22 protein-coding genes are annotated in these 20,132 nt (G+C 60.0%); 14 read left to right on the top strand and 8 right to left on the bottom strand.

Annotated elements, in window-relative coordinates; all coding sequences use genetic code 11:
• Positions 1–36: 36 nt before the first annotated feature.
• A complete protein-coding gene (locus tag RHP72_RS19415) occupies positions 37–633 on the bottom strand; it encodes a T3SS (YopN, CesT) and YbjN peptide-binding chaperone 1 (protein ID WP_047270235.1) in 597 nt (198 codons plus the stop codon).
• Positions 634–972: 339 nt separating this feature from the next.
• Between RHP72_RS19415 and RHP72_RS19410 the strand changes: the two genes are divergently transcribed.
• The 5 genes from RHP72_RS19410 to RHP72_RS19390 all read left to right on the top strand — a co-directional run bounded on the left by RHP72_RS19410 (position 973) and on the right by RHP72_RS19390 (position 6,808).
• Positions 973–2,271 (top strand): plasmid pRiA4b ORF-3 family protein, encoded by a 1,299-nt coding sequence (locus RHP72_RS19410; RefSeq protein ID WP_311094881.1) that lies wholly within the window; start codon positions 973–975, stop codon positions 2,269–2,271.
• 388 nt (positions 2,272–2,659) lie between these two features.
• Positions 2,660–4,312, top strand: coding sequence for a sodium:solute symporter family protein (locus RHP72_RS19405; RefSeq protein WP_172403526.1), 1,653 nt, complete (start codon positions 2,660–2,662; stop codon positions 4,310–4,312).
• A gap of 27 nt (positions 4,313–4,339) precedes the next feature.
• Positions 4,340–4,471: a putative transporter small subunit gene (locus RHP72_RS19400; protein WP_003941363.1), complete on the top strand. Its 132-nt coding sequence runs from the start codon at positions 4,340–4,342 to the stop codon at positions 4,469–4,471.
• Between the two features lie 85 nt (positions 4,472–4,556).
• Positions 4,557–5,018: a MarR family winged helix-turn-helix transcriptional regulator gene (locus RHP72_RS19395; protein WP_003941330.1), complete on the top strand. Its 462-nt coding sequence runs from the start codon at positions 4,557–4,559 to the stop codon at positions 5,016–5,018.
• Entirely contained in the window at positions 5,015–6,808 is a 1,794-nt protein-coding gene (locus RHP72_RS19390; RefSeq protein ID WP_030536812.1) for a long-chain fatty acid--CoA ligase, read from the top strand. Before RHP72_RS19395 ends, RHP72_RS19390 begins: the two co-directional genes overlap by 4 nt.
• Here RHP72_RS19390 and RHP72_RS19385 read toward each other — a convergent pair.
• Complete coding sequence (locus RHP72_RS19385) at positions 6,805–7,185, bottom strand: helix-turn-helix domain-containing protein (protein WP_007726046.1); 381 nt, start codon at positions 7,183–7,185, stop codon at positions 6,805–6,807. The genes RHP72_RS19390 and RHP72_RS19385 overlap by 4 nt on opposite strands.
• A gap of 223 nt (positions 7,186–7,408) precedes the next feature.
• On the opposite strand from RHP72_RS19385, the gene RHP72_RS19380 reads away from it, so the two are divergent.
• From RHP72_RS19380 to RHP72_RS19370, 3 genes are all read left to right on the top strand, one after another.
• Positions 7,409–7,654: a hypothetical protein gene (locus tag RHP72_RS19380; RefSeq protein WP_020908376.1), complete on the top strand. Its 246-nt coding sequence runs from the start codon at positions 7,409–7,411 to the stop codon at positions 7,652–7,654.
• A 105-nt stretch (positions 7,655–7,759) separates the two neighbouring features.
• Positions 7,760–9,349 (top strand): FAD-binding protein, encoded by a 1,590-nt coding sequence (locus RHP72_RS19375; protein ID WP_311093708.1) that lies wholly within the window; start codon positions 7,760–7,762, stop codon positions 9,347–9,349.
• On the top strand, positions 9,346–9,669 hold the full coding sequence (locus tag RHP72_RS19370; protein ID WP_007726052.1) for a ferredoxin family protein: 324 nt from the start codon (positions 9,346–9,348) through the stop codon (positions 9,667–9,669). Before RHP72_RS19375 ends, RHP72_RS19370 begins: the two co-directional genes overlap by 4 nt.
• On the opposite strand, the gene RHP72_RS19365 is transcribed toward RHP72_RS19370, so the two are convergent.
• Positions 9,659–10,714 carry a 2,3-butanediol dehydrogenase gene (locus RHP72_RS19365; protein WP_003941279.1) on the bottom strand — a complete coding sequence of 352 codons (1,056 nt, stop codon included), beginning with the start codon at positions 10,712–10,714 and terminating at the stop codon, positions 9,659–9,661. The two genes, RHP72_RS19370 and RHP72_RS19365, sit on opposite strands and share 11 nt — an antisense overlap.
• A gap of 176 nt (positions 10,715–10,890) precedes the next feature.
• On the opposite strand from RHP72_RS19365, the gene RHP72_RS19360 reads away from it, so the two are divergent.
• Entirely contained in the window at positions 10,891–11,382 is a 492-nt protein-coding gene (locus tag RHP72_RS19360; RefSeq protein ID WP_242430861.1) for a DUF3558 domain-containing protein, read from the top strand.
• Positions 11,383–11,425: 43 nt separating this feature from the next.
• Complete coding sequence (locus RHP72_RS19355) at positions 11,426–11,752, top strand: hypothetical protein (protein ID WP_063316902.1); 327 nt, start codon at positions 11,426–11,428, stop codon at positions 11,750–11,752.
• A 1-nt stretch (position 11,753) separates the two neighbouring features.
• Here the strand turns inward: RHP72_RS19355 and RHP72_RS19350 are convergent, their stop codons facing one another.
• The 3 genes from RHP72_RS19350 to RHP72_RS19340 all read right to left on the bottom strand — a co-directional run bounded on the left by RHP72_RS19350 (position 11,754) and on the right by RHP72_RS19340 (position 15,300).
• Positions 11,754–12,107, bottom strand: coding sequence for a UBP-type zinc finger domain-containing protein (locus RHP72_RS19350; protein ID WP_003941317.1), 354 nt, complete (start codon positions 12,105–12,107; stop codon positions 11,754–11,756).
• Between the two features lie 70 nt (positions 12,108–12,177).
• Positions 12,178–13,614, bottom strand: coding sequence for an ATP-binding protein (locus RHP72_RS19345; protein WP_063316901.1), 1,437 nt, complete (start codon positions 13,612–13,614; stop codon positions 12,178–12,180).
• Between the two features lie 9 nt (positions 13,615–13,623).
• On the bottom strand, positions 13,624–15,300 hold the full coding sequence (locus RHP72_RS19340; protein ID WP_311093707.1) for an FAD-dependent oxidoreductase: 1,677 nt from the start codon (positions 15,298–15,300) through the stop codon (positions 13,624–13,626).
• Positions 15,301–15,480: 180 nt separating this feature from the next.
• On the opposite strand from RHP72_RS19340, the gene RHP72_RS19335 reads away from it, so the two are divergent.
• Together RHP72_RS19335 and RHP72_RS19330 are read left to right on the top strand one after the other, a co-directional pair.
• Entirely contained in the window at positions 15,481–16,008 is a 528-nt protein-coding gene (locus tag RHP72_RS19335) for a DUF3558 domain-containing protein (RefSeq protein WP_311093706.1), read from the top strand.
• Between the two features lie 160 nt (positions 16,009–16,168).
• Complete coding sequence (locus RHP72_RS19330) at positions 16,169–16,375, top strand: hypothetical protein (protein WP_230358883.1); 207 nt, start codon at positions 16,169–16,171, stop codon at positions 16,373–16,375.
• A 56-nt stretch (positions 16,376–16,431) separates the two neighbouring features.
• On the opposite strand, the gene RHP72_RS19325 is transcribed toward RHP72_RS19330, so the two are convergent.
• Complete coding sequence (locus tag RHP72_RS19325; protein ID WP_007726074.1) at positions 16,432–16,893, bottom strand: 6,7-dimethyl-8-ribityllumazine synthase; 462 nt, start codon at positions 16,891–16,893, stop codon at positions 16,432–16,434.
• 46 nt (positions 16,894–16,939) lie between these two features.
• Positions 16,940–17,452 (bottom strand): Lrp/AsnC family transcriptional regulator, encoded by a 513-nt coding sequence (locus tag RHP72_RS19320; RefSeq protein ID WP_003941343.1) that lies wholly within the window; start codon positions 17,450–17,452, stop codon positions 16,940–16,942.
• A gap of 219 nt (positions 17,453–17,671) precedes the next feature.
• On the opposite strand from RHP72_RS19320, the gene RHP72_RS19315 reads away from it, so the two are divergent.
• Together RHP72_RS19315 and RHP72_RS19310 are read left to right on the top strand one after the other, a co-directional pair.
• Positions 17,672–18,787, top strand: a complete 1,116-nt coding sequence (locus RHP72_RS19315; protein ID WP_007726076.1) for a Glu/Leu/Phe/Val dehydrogenase — start codon at positions 17,672–17,674, stop codon at positions 18,785–18,787.
• Between the two features lie 129 nt (positions 18,788–18,916).
• The gene (locus RHP72_RS19310) at positions 18,917–20,035 is read left to right on the top strand and encodes a class I SAM-dependent methyltransferase (protein WP_042923118.1); all 1,119 of its coding nucleotides are present in this window, start codon (positions 18,917–18,919) and stop codon (positions 20,033–20,035) included.
• The last annotated feature ends 97 nt before the right edge of the window (positions 20,036–20,132 follow it).

The following is a 20,132-nucleotide window of genomic DNA, read 5'->3' as shown; positions in this document are numbered from 1 at the left end:
TTGTCGATTCCGACTCAAGATCAGGACGGACAGTCACTACTTGCTGGGCGTCGAGGTGACGGCCCTGATGCTGAGCTCGCCGTCTGCGTCATCGCCGCACGCGCAGTCACAGTCTCCGCCGCAACCGCCGGGATTGCAGCCTCCGGCGTAGCTGTCGTCATCGGCGTCGCAGTCGAGGGACCCGCCGAAAGATTCAGCAAAATCGTCGTCGAGTTCGTGAGTGAAGTCGTGAACCTCGTCGATCAGGTTCAGCAGATGTTGTGGAGCGAAGGGGTCCGCGTCGAGCATCGTGGAGACCAGCAGGTGGTCACCGCTGAAGGCGAAACGGAGGCGCGGCCATTCCTGCGCGAGTTCGATGAGTCGAGTCGCAGCGTGCGAGGGATTGCCGAGGCCGGTAAGGACCGAGGACCAGACGTTGATCTGGGGTCCGTCGTCGGCGACGGTCACGTAGACGACAAATCCGTGAACCGGTACGACGATGTCGCCATCGTCATCGGTGGCAGGCTCACTACCCAGTAGTTCGGCGAGGGTCTGGACGCACAGGCGAACCAACTCGTCGCGCTCGTCCGTCACCAAGGCAATTGCGCCGTTGATGTGGAGGGGCTGGTCGGCGGTCGTGTCTTGGTCGCTCATGGATCCTCATGTTCTGTGCCAGTCCGAGCAGGCGCTGGGCACTGTTTTCGTACGGTAGCTGTCAGGTCTACGGTAATCGGCGCACACTATTGTCCGCGCAGTGGATGATCAAAGATGCCTGGGTAGGTCCGTGTTGATCTGGACTTGACAGCCGACCAGCGACGAGATGCGAGCCCCGACAAATCGGGCAACCTTGTGCCAGTGAGTATCTCGGCTGTCGGTAGGTAGATCTAGCCTCCATACATGACGGGTCAGCGAGTTCGGCGAGCTTCACATCTGCGTTTGGTACCTGCACATCAAGCGACGCAAAGCCAGATGAAGGTCCTTACGCCGAGGCAGATGCGGAATCAGCGTCGACGGCCGGAGGTGGCGAACTTTGTCATGCGGATCGAACTCGATTGCATCACGCCGCCTATTTGGAGACGGTTTTCGGTCCCGTCGAATATCGAACTGGACCAACTTCATTCGATTGTGCAGGCGGTGATGGGGTGGGGAGATCAACACGCTCATCAGTGGGTGAGTGTCCATCATTCAACGGACAATGGCCCAGATCGGTATATCGCGCCAGAGGTGATCGAGCGCGACGGATACCAGGAAGACGAGTTTGGTGAGGACGAAGTCCGGATCGACGAGGCAGTTACCGCGGTCGGGGAGTACGTCCGTTATGAGTACAACGCCCGCGCAAGGTGGAGTCACACGTTGGTTCTCGAGCAGATTGTCGAAGACCAGCCGATTTCTGAGCCATCCTGTCTCGACGGCGAGAGAGCGTGCCCGCCGGAGGATTCTGGCGGTCCGATCGGGTATCGCGAGTTCCTGAACGTGCAGGCGAGTACCGGACTGTTCGATCCCGAACGTTTTGTTCCCGCAGAGTCCAATGCAGCAGTCACCATTGCAGTGGCACTGCATAAGTCACCACCTGTGGGAAGCTCGGTGTTCGAGAAGTTCTTGCGCCGCCTGTCGGTTCATTCCGCGCCGAAACTGTTTGCCGCAGTTGCCAAATCGGAGCTTCGTGGCGGATATGACAACTATTTCGAGGTGATGCGTGAAGGAGTAACCCGCCAACTGCTGTGGCTGCTGAACTCCGCGCGAGGTGGTGGGATTGTTTTGACGGCGTCCGGGGCACTTCCTTCGGACCATGTTGCGGACGCCCGAGACGAACTCGATTGGGGCGGTGACTGGATCGATGTCACGGCAGGGAGTGACTCGCAATTGGCAGTACTCGTTGAAGCCGCCAAGACACTGCTATTTGTCCGGAAACTCCGAGGCACTTTGATTCTGACTCGACTCGGAGCGTCAGTGCTTGCATATGAAGGCGAGCTGTGGCGTCACATCGTGACGGCCATGCCGTTGGGAAAGGGTGAGTTGGCGCAGGAAGCCGGCCGAATTCTGTTCCTTACGTTGGCTGCCGGCTTGTCGGAGTCCGAACGTAGTGAAGTGATGATCGAAGGCCTCACGGCATTGGGTTGGTCGACAACAGACGGAACACGACTCGGGGACGACGATTGGACGTGGATGGTGCGAGACACTCTCGTGTACCTGCGAATGATCGGGGCGATTGTCTCCAATCCGCTGGACCAGCATGTTTCCGCCGATCCCGAGTGGGGTCGACGGTTTGCCAGGATGGTCCTGTCGAAGTAGCTGAGCGATCGAATCGAGCATCGATTTCAATCGATGCGGAGTTGTTATATGCGCTGGAAGCGCATGATTTTTCTGCGGCGGAATCATGAATATTTTCGGGTGGGAAAATATTGGAGTTTTTGCTCGAAATTGCCATCATGCTATGGTCGATTCTCGGTTGTTAAATTGCGTGGTCGAGCCAAAAGCTTGCGCAGAAGATTTATTTTGTGGAGGTTGGGTTTCCGAAAAGACGAAGTGCGTGTTGCTAGTCAATTGAATATGTGACCGGTGTTGGTATGGCGGTCGCTCCTAGGGCGTGCAGAAACGAAGCGCAAAGATCCTGAACAGGGGTTTTGTGCTTTGTTCTGCCGATTATGTGCGAAGGATGTGGCATGTGACGGGGTCCGACATGGTCCAGTTCAGTACCTTGGTAATTGTTTCACTGCTTGTTGCTTTTTATGGTGGAACTTTTCTGATTTCTCTTCGTATTGGTAAGAAACAGGAAAATGCCGACGGTTTTATGACCGCCGGAAATAAGTTAGGATTTGGTGTTTCGGCCGCGAGTATGACGGCCACCTGGATTTGGGCGTCGTCGATGTATGCATCTGCCACTTCTGGTTACACCTATGGAATCTCTGGCCCCATTCACTACGGTTTATGGGGTGCGTTGATGATTCTCTTCATTTATCCGTTTGGCCAGCGAATTCGCAAAGTAGCGCCGAAAGCCCACACCCTGGCTGAGGTCATGTACGCGCGGCACGGACGCTCGAGTCAGCTGATGCTCGCGGGCTCCAATATCGTCGGCAGTCTCATCAGTTTGATGTCGAACTTCCTCGCTGGTGGTCTGCTGATCGCGTTGCTTTCGCCGTTCAACTTCATCCAGGGTGTGTTCATCGTTGCGCTGGGCGTTTTGCTGTACACGTTGTGGTCGGGCTTCCGCGCTTCGGTGTTGACCGACTTCGTTCAGCTGATCGGAATGCTCGGTGCGGTAGCGGTTTTGGTGCCGTTCATCTTCTTTGCGGCAGGGTTCCCGGCAGCCTTCGAATCCGGGGCAGTCAACCTTACTGCTGAGCACGGCAACTTCTTCTCGAGCGTTGCCTTCTTCGAGCAGGGCGCGCCGTACATCGCGGCAGTTCTTGCCTACGCAATCGGCAACCAGACCATTGCCCAACGTCTGTTCGCGGTCCGCGAAGACCTGATCAAGCCCACCTTCATCACCGCAACCGTCGGATACGGCGCAACGGTCATTGGTGTCGGAATGCTGGGTGTTCTTGCGCTGTACCTCGGAATCGAGCCGATGGATGGTGACGTCAACAATCTGATTCCGCAGATGGCCGCGTCGTACCTGCCCGGAATTTTGCTGGCTGTCTTCTTTGTCATGATCATCGGCGCGCTGTCATCGACGGCGGACTCGGACCTTGCTGCGCTCTCGTCCATCGTGATGACCGACGTTTACGGCCAAGCCGTCGCAGGCAAGGCTGATGCGAACCCTCGACGGATGCTGCTCATCGGCCGAGTAACGATGATTGTTGCCACGGCGGCGGCTATCTCCTTGGCAAGTCTGCAATTGAGCATTCTGGATCTGTTGGTGTTCGTCGGCGCGCTGTGGGGCGCTTTGGTGTTCCCGGTTATTGCGAGCTTCTACTGGGGCAAGGTCACCAACAAAGCCTTCACTGTGTCGGTGCTGGTGGCTCTTGCTGCCTTCTTGCCCGTCCGATTCAGTTGGGTGCCGATGGATGGGATGTTCGGGATACTCTCCGACATCGTCGCCGTTGTCGGTATCGGAGTGGTGCTGGGGCTCATGACATTTGGATTCTTCGGTCTGAAGGTTGCGCAGATCGTCGGTGGCCTGGCGATCGTGCTGTCCGCGCCGTTCGCAATCGGCTTCCTCCACGACTACCCAACGCTCAGCGGATCTTTGGTGGCCTATGCCGTCAGTACCGTCGTGTGCTTTGCGATGTCCGTCAATCAGCGTGAGACGTTCGATTTCGAACTGATCAAGCAGCGGACGGGAGACTTCGACGATGACGAGCTTCCTGCCGTGGGAGCGTCCGGAAAGTAACCGTCGAGACAAGTGGAAGGAATACGAATGAGTACAGCTCTACTGACCATTTATGTTCTGATCTGGCCGGCGTTGGTCTTGGTCGTGCTGGGAGTCATCAGCAAGGGATTCTTCAAGGATTGGGCAACTGCTCGCCGCAACGGTGAGGATCTGGTCTAACTTTTCACGCCGCCACCGACGGACTTCTTGTCGGTGGCGGCGGTCATATTGCAATCGGGACTGGGGGCAGCGTTATAGTTGCCCAGTGCAACACGACGGAGCAATGGCGCTCACCGGTCCACCAGCCGTTCATGACGAGCTGGTGCACCTGACGCGGCAGTTGATGACGGGGGATCGGCATTCCGATGACCACCCGTCGATCGCCCAGCATTCGTTCCTCTCCTTCATCGGCCGCAATGACGGATGCAAGGCCACGGAGATCTCCGAAGTCTTCGGCGTCAACCGCTCGACCATCTCGCGCCAAGTGCGCGGGTGCATCGAGGCAGGCTGGGTATATGCCGATCCGGGATCCGTTCGTCAGGGCAATCCGCTGCACCTCACGGAGGCTGGCCGCAAATACCTCGACGCCGCCGACGCGCGTCGGCTCGACCAAGTCGCCGGCAGGCTGCACGATTGGACCGAGTCCGAGGTCGCAGACTTCGCCCGCGCACTCCACCGCTTCAGAATCAGCATCGAATCGCAGACCAACGGAGATGACACCCTGTGAGTGAGTACAGCGCCAAAGCCCAGTTCACCATCTCCGACAATGAGTCCGTGGTGCACACCGTCTTCACTCACGCCGAGCGCACGCCCGAACTGACGGTGTTCTCCCGCCCCAAGGGAGAGGGTTGGGTAGACGTCACAGCCAAAGAGTTCGCCGAGCAGGTCACCGGCGTCGCAAACGGTCTCATTGCAGCCGGGGTGCAGGCAGGCGACCGCGTCGCACTCCTCTCCGCGACCCGATACGAGTGGACGCTCTTCGACTTCGCCATCTGGGCTGCCGGCGCCGCTACCGTTCCGATCTACGACTCGTCGTCTCAGGGGCAGGTCAGCTGGATCCTCGAAGACTCCGAGGCCGTCATCGCGATCGTCGAAACCGGCGCGCACGAGCAGCTGTTCCAGGACGCGCCAAGCTCTCTCAAGGCCGTCATGCAGATCGACGACGGAGCAGTCGAAAAGCTGACCGCACAGGGCGCCGACGTTGACGATACCGAGTTGAAGAAGCGACTCGCGGGCATCAAGGCCGACGATCTGGCGTCACTCGTCTACACCTCCGGCACCACAGGCCGTCCCAAGGGATGCATCCTCACGCATCGTAACTTCCTGTCCGAGGTGCGCGGGATTCTCACGGCATCGATCGGCAAGGTGGCGGTTCCGGGAAACCGAGTCCTGACCTTCCTCCCGCTCGCGCACGTACTGGCCCGCGCGGTGTCCCTTGCGACGTTCGAAGCTGGTGCGTCGCAGGCGCACTGGTCCGACTTTGCCACCATCACAACGCAATTCGAGCGCTATAAGCCCAACACCATCCTCGGTGTTCCGCGTGTCTTCGAAAAAGTTCGTGACGGCGCAGCACGCAAGGCGGAATCCGGTGGAAAGATTCCCGGCGCGATCTTCGCCTTCGCAGAAGCCACTGCAAAGGAGTACAGCCAGGCTCTCGACAAGGGCGGTCCCTCGCTGATCCTGAAGGTGAAGCACGCAGTGGCAGACAAGCTCGTGTACTCGAAACTTCGCGCGGCTCTCGGCGGCGAGTGCTGGTTCGCGATCTCCGGCGGCGGCGCCCTCACTCCTGAGCTGGGGCACTTCTTCCGTGGGCTCGGAGTTCCGATCTACGAAGGCTATGGCCTCACCGAAACCACAGCAGCGCACTGCGTCAACGTCCCGGGTGCTCAGAAGATCGGAACCGTCGGACAGCCGATGGGCGGCAACGGGGTTCGCATCGCCGAGGATGGCGAGATCGAACTCAACGGTGGAGTCGTCTTCAAGGGATACTGGAAGAACGACAAGGCCACCGAAGAGACATTCGTCAACGGCTGGATGCGAACCGGTGATCTCGGTGAACTCGACAGCGAAGGTTACCTTTCCATCACCGGACGCAAGAAGGATCTTCTGGTGACGGCGGGCGGCAAGAACGTCTCGCCCGGCCCGATGGAAGACCGTATCCGTTCGCATTCCATCGTCTCGCAGGCAGTCGTCGTCGGCGACGGGAAGACCTACATCACGGCGTTGCTGACCGTCGACCCCGAGGTGTTCGAGAAGTGGAAGGCGGAGAACGGCAAGCCTTCTGGTGCCACCGTCGCCGAACTACGTGACGACAAGGACCTTCGAGCGGAGCTGCAGAAGGCCGTCGACGACGCCAATGCCGCTGTCTCACATGCAGAGTCGATCAAGAAGTTCGTCATTCTCGATCGCGATCTGACCGAGGAAGACGGTGAGATGACAGCGACGCTCAAGATCAAGCGCAATGTCGTCGTCGATCGGTTCTCGAAAGAGATCGAAGGAATGTACGCGAAGAGCTAGGCGCGTTTGGGGAACTGCTCGCGGTAAGCCATCACGTCGTCGAGGCGGAACCTGCGGTGGGTGCCGCGTAGTTCGATCGGGAGTTTCCCGGCGTCGGCGAGTTTGCGCACATACGTGTCCGAAACGCCGAGGATCTCTGCTGCCTGCGAGGTGGTGAGGAGCTCTGCGACTGGCCCGAGGGCGACGCTGTCCCCGGCAGCGAGGTAGGTCAGGAGCTGCACGACGGCGTCGCCGACCGACGGTGGAATCTCGATCCGGACGCCGTCGAACACCAGCGTGGTCGTGTCCGTCGAGGTTGCGGCTCTCTGGGTCAGGGCCGTTTTGATTCGCTCGGCAGCATCGCCGTCGACTGCGGAAACGATGTGGTCGATGCTCACGCGGTATATCTCCGATCGAAGGCAGTGTTTCGCAAGCATAGACAGCGACAGTGTCCGTCGGCACGCTGGCTAGCGCCGTGTGCGTTGCATTACATGAGTGCCGTGAGTGGAAAACTATTTACCCACGTAGATCGGAATTCGAAGGGTTTGGCGCCCAAAGATATTCGACTCGACGCATATGTAACTCACCAAATTTGGTGTACCCGCAAGTAACATCCTGAGCGTGGCTAGACGATCGGTAACGGTGAGATTCGACGTAGAGGAACTGAGGGCCCTAGAGACCCTCCAAGAGCTCACGGGCGCGGACATTTCCAGCGTCATTCGTGAAGCTGTGATCGAGCATGCTCGTCGATGCGTTGCACAGGGAAAGCCCCGCGACATCGCCGAGCGACGCAAATCGCTGACCTTGCAGGAAGCCTTCGCCAAGTACTCCGCGTTGTGCACCGACGAGGAGCGGGAAGCGTCGTAGCGACCGGTTGAGTTCACAGTGATTCTGACTGTGGCGCTGCGTAGTTCGTTCGAGGAATATTGCGGCAACAGAAGTGTTGCGTAGACCTCTGACAGGAGCTGGCCAGTGACGGACGTCCTCGAACTCTCCACCGATGTATTGGTGATCGGTGGTGGCCCCGCCGGCGCATGGGCAGCGTTGCGCGCGGCCAAGGCCGGTGCAGACGTCGTCCTGGTCGACAAGGGCTACTGCGGAACGAGCGGCGCAACGGCCCCCTCCGGAACAGGTGTTTGGTACGTCGAACCGGATACGACTGCCCGTGAGCGGGCGAAGGCCGGTCGTGAGGCGCTCGGCGGATATCTTGCAGACCACCATTGGATGGACCGCGTTCTCGAGCAGACCTACTCCAACATGGATCTCCTCGCGGTGGAGGGCAGATATCCGTTCCCCATCGACCCCAGCACGGGCAAGCAGATCCGTACCGGCTTGCAGGGACCTGAGTACATGCGACGGATGCGCACCTGGATTCGTCGAGCCGGGGTGCGGATCCTCGACCATTCGCCGGCACTGGAGTTGTTGGTGGACGACGCCGGGCGAGTTCGCGGAGCGGCGGGCTACCAACGCCACGAGCAACAGGATTACCGAGTCTCGGCAGGCGCGGTAGTTGTCGCCAGCGGAGGTTGTGCGTTTCTGTCCGGTGCGTTGGGTACCAACGTCGATACCGGTGACGGTGCATTGATGGCAGCCGAAGTCGGAGCGGAGTTCTCTGGGATGGAGTTCTCCAACGCGTACGGAATCGCAGCGGCCGGATCGACGATCACCAAGACGGCTTACTACGCGTACGCGACGTTCTTTCACGCAGACGGAAGCGTGCTCGAAGGGGCCGGTTCGGCGAAGGGGAGGTCCGTCATCGCCAGCACGTTGCGGAACGAGCCGGTCTTCGCGCAGATCGATCGGGCCGACGCTGATGTACAGCGTCGAATGAGGCTGGGGCAACCCAACTTCTTCCTGCAATTCGATCGCCGCGGAATCGATCCCTTCACCGACAAATTCGAGGTCGGCATGCTCGCTGAAGGCACGGTGCGCGGCACTGGGGGAATCAACGTCGTCGATGACGATTGCGCGTCATCCGTTCCAGGACTGTTTGCCGCCGGGGACGCTGCAACCCGAGAGCGAATCTGCGGAGGGTTTACCGGCGGGGGAAGTCACAACGCAGCTTGGGCGATGTCTTCTGGTTCGTGGGCGGGAACCGGTGCTGCGCGCTATGCGCTGTCGGCCGGACGCGGGTCTGCCAGTGTTCTTCGCGGAGCCGGAACCGTCGGATTGCGTAATCCTGTACGTACCGGGTTTACTGCCGACTATGTGGTGAAAGCTGCTCAGGCGCAGCTGATTCCCTTCGACAAGAACTACCTCCGCAGCGGTGATCGAGTATCCGCAGCGCTCGGTGAGCTCGAATCGCTGTGGGGTGCAGTGAGTGCGGATCTGGGCGCGGATCCAGCAGGTCGGATGGCGGCGCGGCAGGCTGCCGCGATCACGGCCGTCGGTCGCTGGATGTACCACTCGACGTTGGCGCGGACCGAGACTCGGGGAATGAGCAAGCGTGACGATTATCCCGAACTCGATGGAACGCAGCATCATCACGTTCTCACCGGAGGTTTGGATTCGGTGTGGACCCGAACGTCGGAACCTGTCGGGTCTGCATTGGTGGCGTCATGATCGAGCTGGTGTCCGCGCCTGACTGCATCGGTTGCGACAAGTGCGTAGACGTTTGTCCTACAGATGTTTTCGACCGGACGCCCTCGGGCGTCCCGGTGATTGCGCGCCAATCGGATTGCCAGACCTGCTTCATGTGCGAGGCATATTGCCCGACGGATGCGTTGTATGTGCATCCGCAATCCACACCGTTGGAAACGGCCGATGTGATCGAGGACGATCACATCGGCCGCTACCGAGAGAAGATCGGATGGGGCAAGGGGCGGGCACCAGGGTCGCTGACCGCGGTGGGTCCCGAGGTGCCCCGTCCGGTCACGACCTGACGAGAATCTTGACCGCAGTGTCGTTGTGCTCGATCAGAGTGGTGAATCCTTCGGAGATCAACTCTTCGAGCTGAATACGACCGGTGATGAATGGCGCCAGATCGACGACACCGTCCTGGACCATCTTGATGACCGCTTCATGGTCACGGACGTACGCGATGGTTCCGCGTAGATCGATCTCCTTGAGGACCAGCTTCTGCATGTCGATGGTCGCGGGCTTGCCCCAAATCGACACGTTGACAACAACTCCAGCAGGCCTGACCGTGTCGAGCATGGTGTCGAGTACTGCGTTGACGCCTGCGCACTCGAAACCGATGTCTGCGCCGATGCCTCCGCTGAGTTCGAGGACGCGCGCTTTGACGTCTTCGGTGGTGGGATCGATGACGTAGTCGGCGACTCCACTGGAGAGGGCCTTGGCTTTGCGGGCCTCGCTGAGTTCGGTGACGATCGTCGTGACACCCAGACCCTTGAGGACTGCCGCAACGAGGAGTCCGATCGGTCCGGCTCCGCCCACGATGGCGACGTTGCCGCTTTCGGCTCCACTGCGTACGACGGCGTGATGGGCGACGCTCAACGGTTCGATGAGAGCTGCCTCGTCGAGCGGGATGTTGCCGATCTTGTGGATCCAGCGACGGTCGACGACGACCTTCTCGCTGAGTCCGCCACCGCCGCCGGCCAAGCCGATGAACCCCATCTTCGTACACAGGTGGTAGTTGCCCGCCTTGCACGGGGCGCACTCGTTGCAGACGAAGTACGGCTCGACGACAACATTTTCACCGACCTCGACGTCCGTGACACCTTCGCCGACCTCTTCGACGGTGCCGGAGAACTCGTGGCCCATCGTGACCGGCGCATTCTCGTGTGAGAGTGGATGCGGGTGGCCCGGTGCGGAGATGAAGATCGGTCCCTCGAGGTACTCGTGGAGATCGGTGCCGCAGATTCCGCACCATGCGACCTTCAGCTTGACTGTTCCTGGCCGCAATTCGGGCTCAGGGATCTCTTCGATCCGGATGTCTTTCTGCCCGTGGAACCGTGCTGCCTTCATTGATCCGCACCTCACTTCGTTGTGAATCCCCTGGTAGATCGACGCTAGGCCGATTATCGGCGTGGGTGAAGGGTTGCAACGGAATGCAATGGGGTGGAACCGATCGGTGCTGGTGAGCGTCCAATACTGTGAGCGGGCCGCGAACGAGGGGGAGTGCTGTGGGAGTGAGGGGTGCAGTGGTCTTGGTCGCGGCCGCGTTGTTGGTTGGGGGGTGTTCGTCGACGGTCGAGGGCGAGGCTTTCCCTGTCGATGTGATTGGGATGTTTGATCCGTGTGAGGTTCTCGGCAATGAGGAATTGGAGAAACTCGGAGTCGACCCGGCAACAAAAGAGGTTGACATCGTTGACACGCATATCGATGGTTTCAACATTTGCTCGTGGAACGGTGAGTGGTACTTCTTGTCTCTGACATCGACCGATCATTCGCTCGTAGAGGTCGAACAGAATCCAGTCATGCGCGACCTTCATCGAGCCCAAATCGCCGGGCGCGACGTTCTGAAATACCAGGAACGCAATGACAAAACAGATTCTGCTTGCAACGTCGCCTTCGCGACCTCTCAATCCACTGCGTTGATCCGCGTCGGCGCCAAGGTCGGTGTGGCGCGCCCCGAGACGCCGTGCACGCTGGTGGAACGAATTGCCGAGACAGTGATTCCATTGCTCCCGTGACAGCGGTCCTGATTGCAGCTTCACCCTCGAACACAGGAGTTACATGTCGAATTTGTATCTCGATGCCAAAGTCGCCGGCGAGCTGATCGCGGCTTGCGCTGAACTCCGCGCGCAGTTCGAGGCAGCATTGAACTCCGCCGCACTACTCGGTCAATTGACAGGGTTTGGAACCCTAGGATCCGCACAGGCGCTACAGGCTAAGTTCGAGGAAAAGGCGGTTGGCGGCCCGGATGCGCTCGTCGATGTGTTGGCGAGTCATATCGCGGTCGTGGAGGCAATGCAGGCTCAGTTTCAAGCCTGCATCGACAACGCATTGGATCAGGAGTCGTCGAACGCCTCGACTTTGAGGTCGATCGACCAACCGAACTGAGTCAGTGGATGTGTTGCTGCCAATCGGCTGGGACACGACCCTTAGGTCCCGGCGTCGGCTGATCTACGGGATGTGAAGTGGGCGCCGCCAATTCAGGTCCGTCGTACGCCTCGTTGGTTTCGAAGCTCCAGAACCAATCCTCACCGGGTTCGTAGCTCTGCATGAACGGATGCTTTGTCGAGGCCGCATGCTTGCTCGCGTGCTGTGACGGTGACGAGTCGCAACAACCGACGTGCCCGCACTGCGCGCATCGACGCAGGTGCACCCACCAGCCGCCGCTCGCATCGCATTCAACGCATCCCGCGCCACTGGGCGGCACGCTCGGATCGATCCCCGCTGGAAGTCCGTCGGTCATGGTCCACCCTCTCGCTGACTGAAGTCGGTCATTTCATCGTGCGCTTTGCCTACCGGCCGTGCAAGGGCGACTAGTCGTCGCGCGTATCCCGCGGTGGGCCCGCGATTGGCAACAAAACTCTGAACCGGGTGTTACCGGGCTCAGACGTGACCCGCAGCTCACCACGATGCTTGCCGACCACAATTCGCCACGAAATATCAAGGCCGAGACCGGTTCCCTCACCGACAGGCTTAGTCGTGAAGAAGGGTTCGAAGATCCTGTCGATGACGTCATCGGGAATCCCGGCGCCGGTGTCGCAGATCTCGATGCACACGCGGTCGCCATCGCGGCTTGTCCGAACGGTGAGTGTTCCCGATCCGTCCATGGCAGACACCGCATTGTCGATGAGGTTGGTCCACACCTGATTGAGTTCGGCGGCGTAGGCGTCGATCGGAGGCAACGCAAGGTCGTACTCCTTGACGACTTCCATTCCGCTTCCGATCTTTTGCCCCAACATGATCAACGTGCTGTCAAGCAATTCGTGGACATCGATGGTCTGGAAGGGTGCGCGGTCCATCTGAGAATACTGTTTGGCTGCACCGACGAGAGTCGAAATCCTCGTTGTGGAGTCGGCGATCTCGTTCATCAGGAGTTCGGATTCGATGGTGTAATTCAGCCAGCGAATTGCGCCTTCGAGTACGGACTCGTCAACGGCTGCAGCAACATTCTCGAGCCAAGCGGTGTCGAGACCAGCTTGCACGAAGGTCGGAGCCAGATCCCAACCTTCTCGAATCGAATGATCCTCGAACCATTCACCCAACGAATCCTCTCGATCCGAGGCTTCGAGGGGAGTGAGCGTCGGCGCCTTGGCGACAACCTCTGCAACTTCCTCTTGAAGTCGCATGAGAGTGACGAGGGCATCGCGGTCGTAGGTGCCCGATGCAACCATTCCCAGTTTGTGACGCATACCTGCAACACGCTCACGCAACGACGCCGTCGCTCGAACCGCCGCAGCTGCAGGGTTGTTGAGCTCGTGAGTCAATCCCGCCGACAGTGATCCAAGCGCCAATAGCCGTTCTCGTTGGTCGATGATCTGCTGGGTGTTCTTCTTGCCGAAGAAAACACCTTCGAGTAGATGAACCGCCATCGGAAACCACTCGCGCATCGCATTGCCGAATTTGTCGGCGTCCAGGACGAAAAACGTCGAGGGCGTCGTCACCCGCATCGAACCGGCGTACACCTGCGGTACCCGATCGCCGAGATACGCCGTCCATCCTCCCGAGTAGACGCCGCGCTGGGTGGTCCTGTTGATCTCGATGTCTTCGCCGCCCGACAGCTTGGACAGCACCACCTCGCCCTCGATGAGGACGTAGAAGCAGGTGGCAGGCTCACCTTCGAGGTAGACCTGACCTCGATCGATCTCGGTGATATGGCCTGCCTGGCAGAGTGATTCGAGCTGATCGTCGGTGAGCTTCTCGAACAGGAACAGGGTGCGGAGCAAGTCTGGGCTGCATTCAGGAATGGACATCGAATCTCCCTATTGTTGAGCGAGATAGCGGTGGACGAACATCACGGCCATCGCGCCCTCTCCGACGGCCGACGCGACGCGCTTGGCCGATTCGGCGTGTACGTCCCCGGCGACAAATACTCCGGGGACACTGGTTTCGAGATGATGTGGTGCGCGATCAAGCGGCCACCCGTCCGGGGTGACACCTTCGGACGGAAGGTCCGGGCCGGCAAGAACGAAGCCATTCCCATCGCGGACCACCACGTCGCCGAGCCAGTCGGTGAGGGGAGCGGCTCCGATGAAGATGAACAACCACTGAGCATCGACAGCGTCTTCTTCTCCGGTGGCTCTGTTACGCAGCGTGATTCGTTCGAGGTGATCGTCACCCTCAGCGCCGACTACCTCCGTGCACGTGCGCACGGTGATCTTCGGATTCTTTTCGATCTGCTGAATCAGATAGTAGGACATCGAGGCTTCGAGCGAGTTGCCGCGAATGAGAATGGTGACGGACCTAGCTCCGCGGGAGAGATAGACCGCAGCTTGGCCGGCCGAATTGGCGCCGCCGACTATGTACACATCCTGCTCGCTGCACCGTGCAGCTTCGGTGACGGCCGATCCGTAGTAAACCCCTCGGCCGGTGTAGGTATCGAGCCCCGGCGCCGACAGTTGGCGATAGGAAACACCGGTCGCCAAGATGACCGAATGGGCGTCGACCGACGAACCGTCGTCGAAACGTACTGTGCGGGCAGAGCCGTTGATTTCCAAACCGGTGACGTCGCGAGCGGTGATGACCTCGGCGCCGAACTTGGTTGCCTGGCGTCTCGCCCGATCGGCCAACTGTGCGCCGGAAACTCCGTCGGGGAAGCCGAGGTAGTTCTCGATTCGTGAACTCTGGCCGGCCTGACCGCCGGTCGCTCGCCGTTCGATGAGGACCGTCCGAAGTCCCTCCGAAGCGCCGTACAGGGCAGCTCCCAGACCCGCAGGGCCGCCGCCGATGACAACGAGATCGTAAAAGTCTTCGGAGAGAGTAGTACTCAACCCGAGTTTGTCGGCAAGTTCGGCGTCAGTGGGCTCGACGAGGACATCCCCATTGGATGCGATGACGACGGGAAGCCGCAGTTCCTCGGTACCGGCGGCCGAGAGCAGTCGTTGGCCTTCCGGCTCGTCCGACATGTACCAGCGATAGGCAAGTTGGTTGCGTGCCAAGAATTCTCGGACGTCGGATGATCGCTCGGACCAACGATGGCCGATCACCTTTGTTTCCTCGGCGGGGTGATGACTCGAGCTTGCCCAGGCATCGAGCAGCGCATCGATGACGGGGTACAGCTTCTCCTCCGGCGGATCCCAAGGCTTGAGGAGGTAGTGGTCGAGGTCGACTACGTTGATGGCGTCGATCGCAGCATCGGTGTCGGCGTAGGCGGTCAGTAGAACGCGCCGAGCTACGGGATACAGGTCCATTGCCTGTTCGAGGAACTCGATTCCACTCAAACCAGGCATGCGGTAATCGGCGACGATGACAGCGACTGCATCGCCGCGAAGTTTCATTTCACGCAAGGTCTCGAGAGCCTGGTCGCCGGACTCCGCACGAATGATTCGGTACTTCTCTCCGTACCGTTTGCGGAGGTCTCGAACGACGGCACGCGAAACACCAGGATCGTCGTCGACGCTGAGGATCGCTGGTTTGGCCGGGGCTTTCGGTGCGCTCACTCGGTGCCTTCCCGAAGTTGTAGTCAACCTCTCCAGTATGCGACTGCTGAGCTGAGCGTCAATCGCTGAAGATGCGCTCTGAGTGAACCGGCGAACCTGAACTGGGAATTTCAAGATTGCGGGAACCGATCGAGCCTCCGGTGCATCCAATACAGTGGGTCCACATCAACAGGGGGTGTCATGCGGGGGTCGGTGGGGGTTGGGCGACTGCTCATGGCTGGGGTGTTGGTGTGGGCTGCGGCAGGATGCAGCTCAGTCGTGGAGGGGGCGGCTGAGCCTGCATCCGGCCAAGAGGGTCTGTTCGATCCGTGCAAGGACATCCCGGACTCGGTGTTGGAAGAAGTGGGGCTTGATCCGGCTACCGAGGAAGTTGATATCGCGGGCGTTGAGCAGCCAGGATGGAAGATCTGTGGGTGGAGCGGGTCCTGGTACTTCTTAACCGTGTATTCAACAGCGCGCGCCGTCGACGATGTGCGACGGAATGCTGACTACCGAGGTGTCGAGGAACTGCGCGCCGGTTCACGGCACGGTATCCAATTCCAACGCGTTGACGATGTGGACGGTAATGGTTGTTATATTGCGTTCCCAGTCGAGCAAGGCTCAATCTGGGTCAATATCGAAAGAATGCTGTCCGAAGCTCAGGAAGAGCCCAGTTGTGTTGTAGCGCAGCGAGTATCGGTCGATATTGAACATGTCCTACCAAAGTGAGGTCTCTGTGACTAGATCAGGTTGGAACAATGTGACGGCGGGTTCTCAGTTGGACCTTGCTCCAGACGTTGCGCGGGATGTCGTGTTGGCGTGTGCTGAGTTTCTCGGCGTACTAAACGAGGCGCATAGGAATCTGTTGGGGATTGAGAATGTCTCAGGTATGGGGACACTCCAGTCTGGAATCAACCTCGCCGCGAAATTCTCCAAGAAGGCGGTAGGCGGTGAGGATTCGTTGGAGAAGTCGTTGAGCAGCCACATCCAGGTGATCACCGAGATGCGGGACTTCTTCCAGCAATGCGTCGACCGCTACGGCGAAGTCGACGACTCGAATGCCTCTGCACTGGCAAGCGTCGAGACCCCTCGATAGACACAAAAAATCTCGCTGAGTCGATGGCATTCGACTCAGCGAGACTTGGGTAACGACTAGTTGGTGGGCAGGGCCTTCAACGACTTGACGGTGGCGTCGACCGCGCGCGCAGCCTCGGCGCCCTTCTTCACGAAATGCGTGCTGAAGTAGTCGACGTGCTCGGCGTGCTCGTGGAAGTGATGCGGCGTCAAGACCACGGAGAAAACCGGAACGTCGGTGTCGAGCTGCACGCGCATCAGACCGTCGATGACAGCCGTCGCCACGAAGTCATGCCGGTAGATACCGCCGTCGACGACCAGACCTGCGGCAACGATCGCCTGGTAGCGGCCGGTCTTGGCCAACCGCCGGGCGTGCAGCGGGATCTCGAAAGCTCCCGGTACCTCGAAGAAATCAACCGTGTCCTTGGGGTAGCCGAGCTCGACGATCGCGTCGGTGAATCCGTCGCGTGCACGGTCGACGATGTTGCGATGCCACGTCGCCTGAATGAACGCGATGCGCTGTCCCTGGATCTCACTCATAACCATGAAACTAGCGCACTGGGAAGCATCGACGCGACCACCCGTCCTAGTCCTGCTGACGGGGGAAGGCGGTCGAACGACCCCAGCCGGCGTCATTGGTGAGGTGCTCGAGGAGAGGCTGAATTCGATACGGAAGGGGATTGGTCAGAGCGATGGTCGTGGTCGAATGCGTGACGCCTGGAAGTGACACGATCTGCTCGGCCAACTTCTGCAGCGCCGCGTGCGTCGAGGTGGCGACGCGAACGAGCAAATCCTCGCGACCGGTCGTGGCGTGAATTTCGATCACCTCGGGCAACTCGGTCAGACTCCGAGCGACTGCGCTGATCTTGCCCTGCTCGAGTTCCAGACCGACAAATGCCTGAATCGGGATACCGACCTCGGGGAGATTGAGATTCGGCCGAAACCCGGTGAGAAGTCCGTTGGATTCCATGCGCTTCATTCGCGACTGGACGGTGTTGCGGGCGACGCCCAACGAGTTGGCCAACTCGGCCACACTCATCCTCGAGTCCTTGCTGAGCAGTCCGAGCAACTGGACGTCGAGCTTGTCGATGCTGAGCACTTTGTGAACCTCTCCTCAGTGATATGAGTCACTGGATGATCGAATTGACTAGTTCAAGAGATTTGCATTGACCAAATCGTAACTCAGGCAGAGCATTGGTTCCACGAATTGCTCAGCGGGATTCTCTTTGGGTTATTTGTCCCTAATAGTACCCAACGGCCAATTCGTCCCAATATTTCGACTGCGCCCCGTTTATCCTTCGGAAAGGTCTATCCCACAATGACTCTCACCGCCGAGCCCGTGAACTCCGTTGTTTCCCATGACGACACTGCGGGCGTGTTCGATCGCGCCGACTACCTGCGCGATTACCCCCACGAGCAGGTGAGCTTCTTCCAGGATCCCGCGAGCGGCCTCAAGGCCATCGTCGCCATCCACTCCACGACGCTCGGTCCCGCGCTCGGCGGAACGCGCTTCTACCCGTACTCCGACGAATCCGCCGCAGTCACAGACGTTTTGCGCCTCTCGCGCGGCATGACCTACAAGGCTGCGGTTGCCGGCGTCGACCTCGGCGGCGGCAAGGCTGTCATCATCGGCGACCCCGCAACGGCCAAGACCGACGAATTGCTCGGCGCCTACGCAAAATTCGTCCAGACCCTCGGCGGCCGCTACATCACCGCTGGTGACGTCGGAACCAACTCCAACGATCTCGACATCATCGGTCGTAACACCGACTTCGTCGTCGGCCGCAACGCTACGGTCGGCGGTTCCGGCGACAGCGCTCCGATGACGGCCCTCGGCGTATTCCAGTCGATGCGCGCCGCGGCACAGTCGCATTGGGGCACTCCGTCGCTCGCAGGCAAGACTGTTGGTGTCGAGGGCACAGGCAAGGTCGGCTACGAGCTGATCAAGCTCCTCCTCGCAGACGGCGCAACCGTTCTCGCGACCGACGTCAACGCCGCAGCGCTCGATCGCGTCAAGGCGGACTTCCCGCAGGTGAGCATCGTCGACAGCATCATCGACGCCGATCTGGACGTCTACGCACCCTGCGCGATGGGCGCAACCCTCACAGACACGACCGCACGCTCGATCAAGGCCGAGGTTGTCTGCGGCGCTGCCAACAACCAGCTCACCGTGCCCGAGGTCGAGAACATCCTCCGCGACCGCGGCATCACCTGGACCCCCGATTACGTCGCCAACGGCGGCGGCCTCATCCAGGTTGCCGGCGAGCTGAAGGGCAACTCGGCCGAAGAGGTCAAGCTCAAGGTCGAGAAGATCTTCGACACGGTCACCGAGATCTTCGCGAAGTCGAAGAACGACGGAATCCTCGCCGGCGAGGCTGCTGACGCGGTCGCCGAGGCTCGGATCGCCGAGGCAGCTCGCGTAGCCAAGGGCTGACATCCCTCTCGCAGTCATGTAGCGCGGCCGGTCCCGACTAGTGTGGACACCAGACGAGCAGATTTTGCAGATCTGGACCACATCAGCCGGTAGACCGGCCGCTATGCGTCGGACGCCGGAAGGGCTTACATGACTGAACAATTCGCAGTGTGGACCGAGAACGACGTCGAGCAATCGGCCCGTTGGGGTTCGACGAGCAATGCCCCGGTGCCCAAGCGCATCGTTGTCGCCGACGACACGATGAAGGCCGACGACGCCTATCGCTTGGCATGCGAAGGCACGGCGTTGTTGTGGCGCGGAGATTTTCAGAACGCTCGCCAACTGTCGAAGGCCGTCGCGTCGCGCATCGACCGCAAGCCGCGCCGAGCGTCCGACGACCCAGCCAAAGCCTTCCATCTCCACCGGCAGACCCAAGGACGCCGCGCGCAGATCCTCGGCATGCTGCTAATTCCCTTGGATGCAGATCTGTCGATTCCACTCCGGCGAGCCCCGGACGCGCAAGTCGCGTTGACCGAAGCTTTCGGGATTACCGGTGAGCCTTCGGTTCGCTCGTTGCGTGACATCCTCGGCGCGATCGGCGCTCACGAGTGGCACCGCAAAGGTGTTTTCATCGAGGCTCTCGACGCACGAGTGCATCCCGCCTTCGGAGTGTTCTCACCCGTCCGCGGGGAGTATGTCGATCTTGTCGCGTCTGCGCCACTGCCGTCGACGGAATCGGCTTTCGACATCGGCACCGGCACCGGCGTTCTTGCTGCCGTCCTGGCGCGGCGTGGAGTTCAGACGGTGACGGCCACCGACCAGGACCCCCGGGCACTGCAATGCGCTCGTAGCAACCTCTCGCGGCTTGGCTACGGCGATCAGGTGACCGTGGTGGAAGCAGACCTCTTTCCCGAAGGCACCGCTCCGTTGGTGGTCTGCAATCCTCCCTGGATTCCGGCCAAGGCCACCTCGCCCATCGAATACGCCGTCTACGACCCCGCTGGAGCGATGCTGAAGGGCTTCCTGACTGGTGTCGCAGCGCATCTGGACGACGGGGGAGAAGCGTGGCTGATCCTCTCGGACATTGCCGAACACCTCGGTCTCCGAACGCGATCCGAACTGCACGATCTGATTGCGGCCGGTGGGCTCACTGTTGTCGATCGCATGGACGTCAAACCGACGCACGCAAAGGTCAGTGACCGAACCGATGCGCTTCACGCTGCCCGGGCACGAGAGACGACCTCGCTCTGGCGGCTTCGCCGTCGCTGAATTCATTCTCAGTCAGCGGTATTTCCTTGCCATGAAATGGTAATGAACGAGTAACAAATCGGGTCTAGCTTTCTTCGCAGTCGCACATCGTCACGCA

Origin of the sequence: Rhodococcus sp. SG20037 (assembly GCF_031763325.1) — a bacterium.
Classification (GTDB): domain Bacteria; phylum Actinomycetota; class Actinomycetes; order Mycobacteriales; family Mycobacteriaceae; genus Rhodococcus_F; species Rhodococcus_F qingshengii.
The sequence above is the reverse complement of the archived record's forward strand: the minus strand, read 5'-3'. Positions and strand labels throughout refer to the sequence as shown.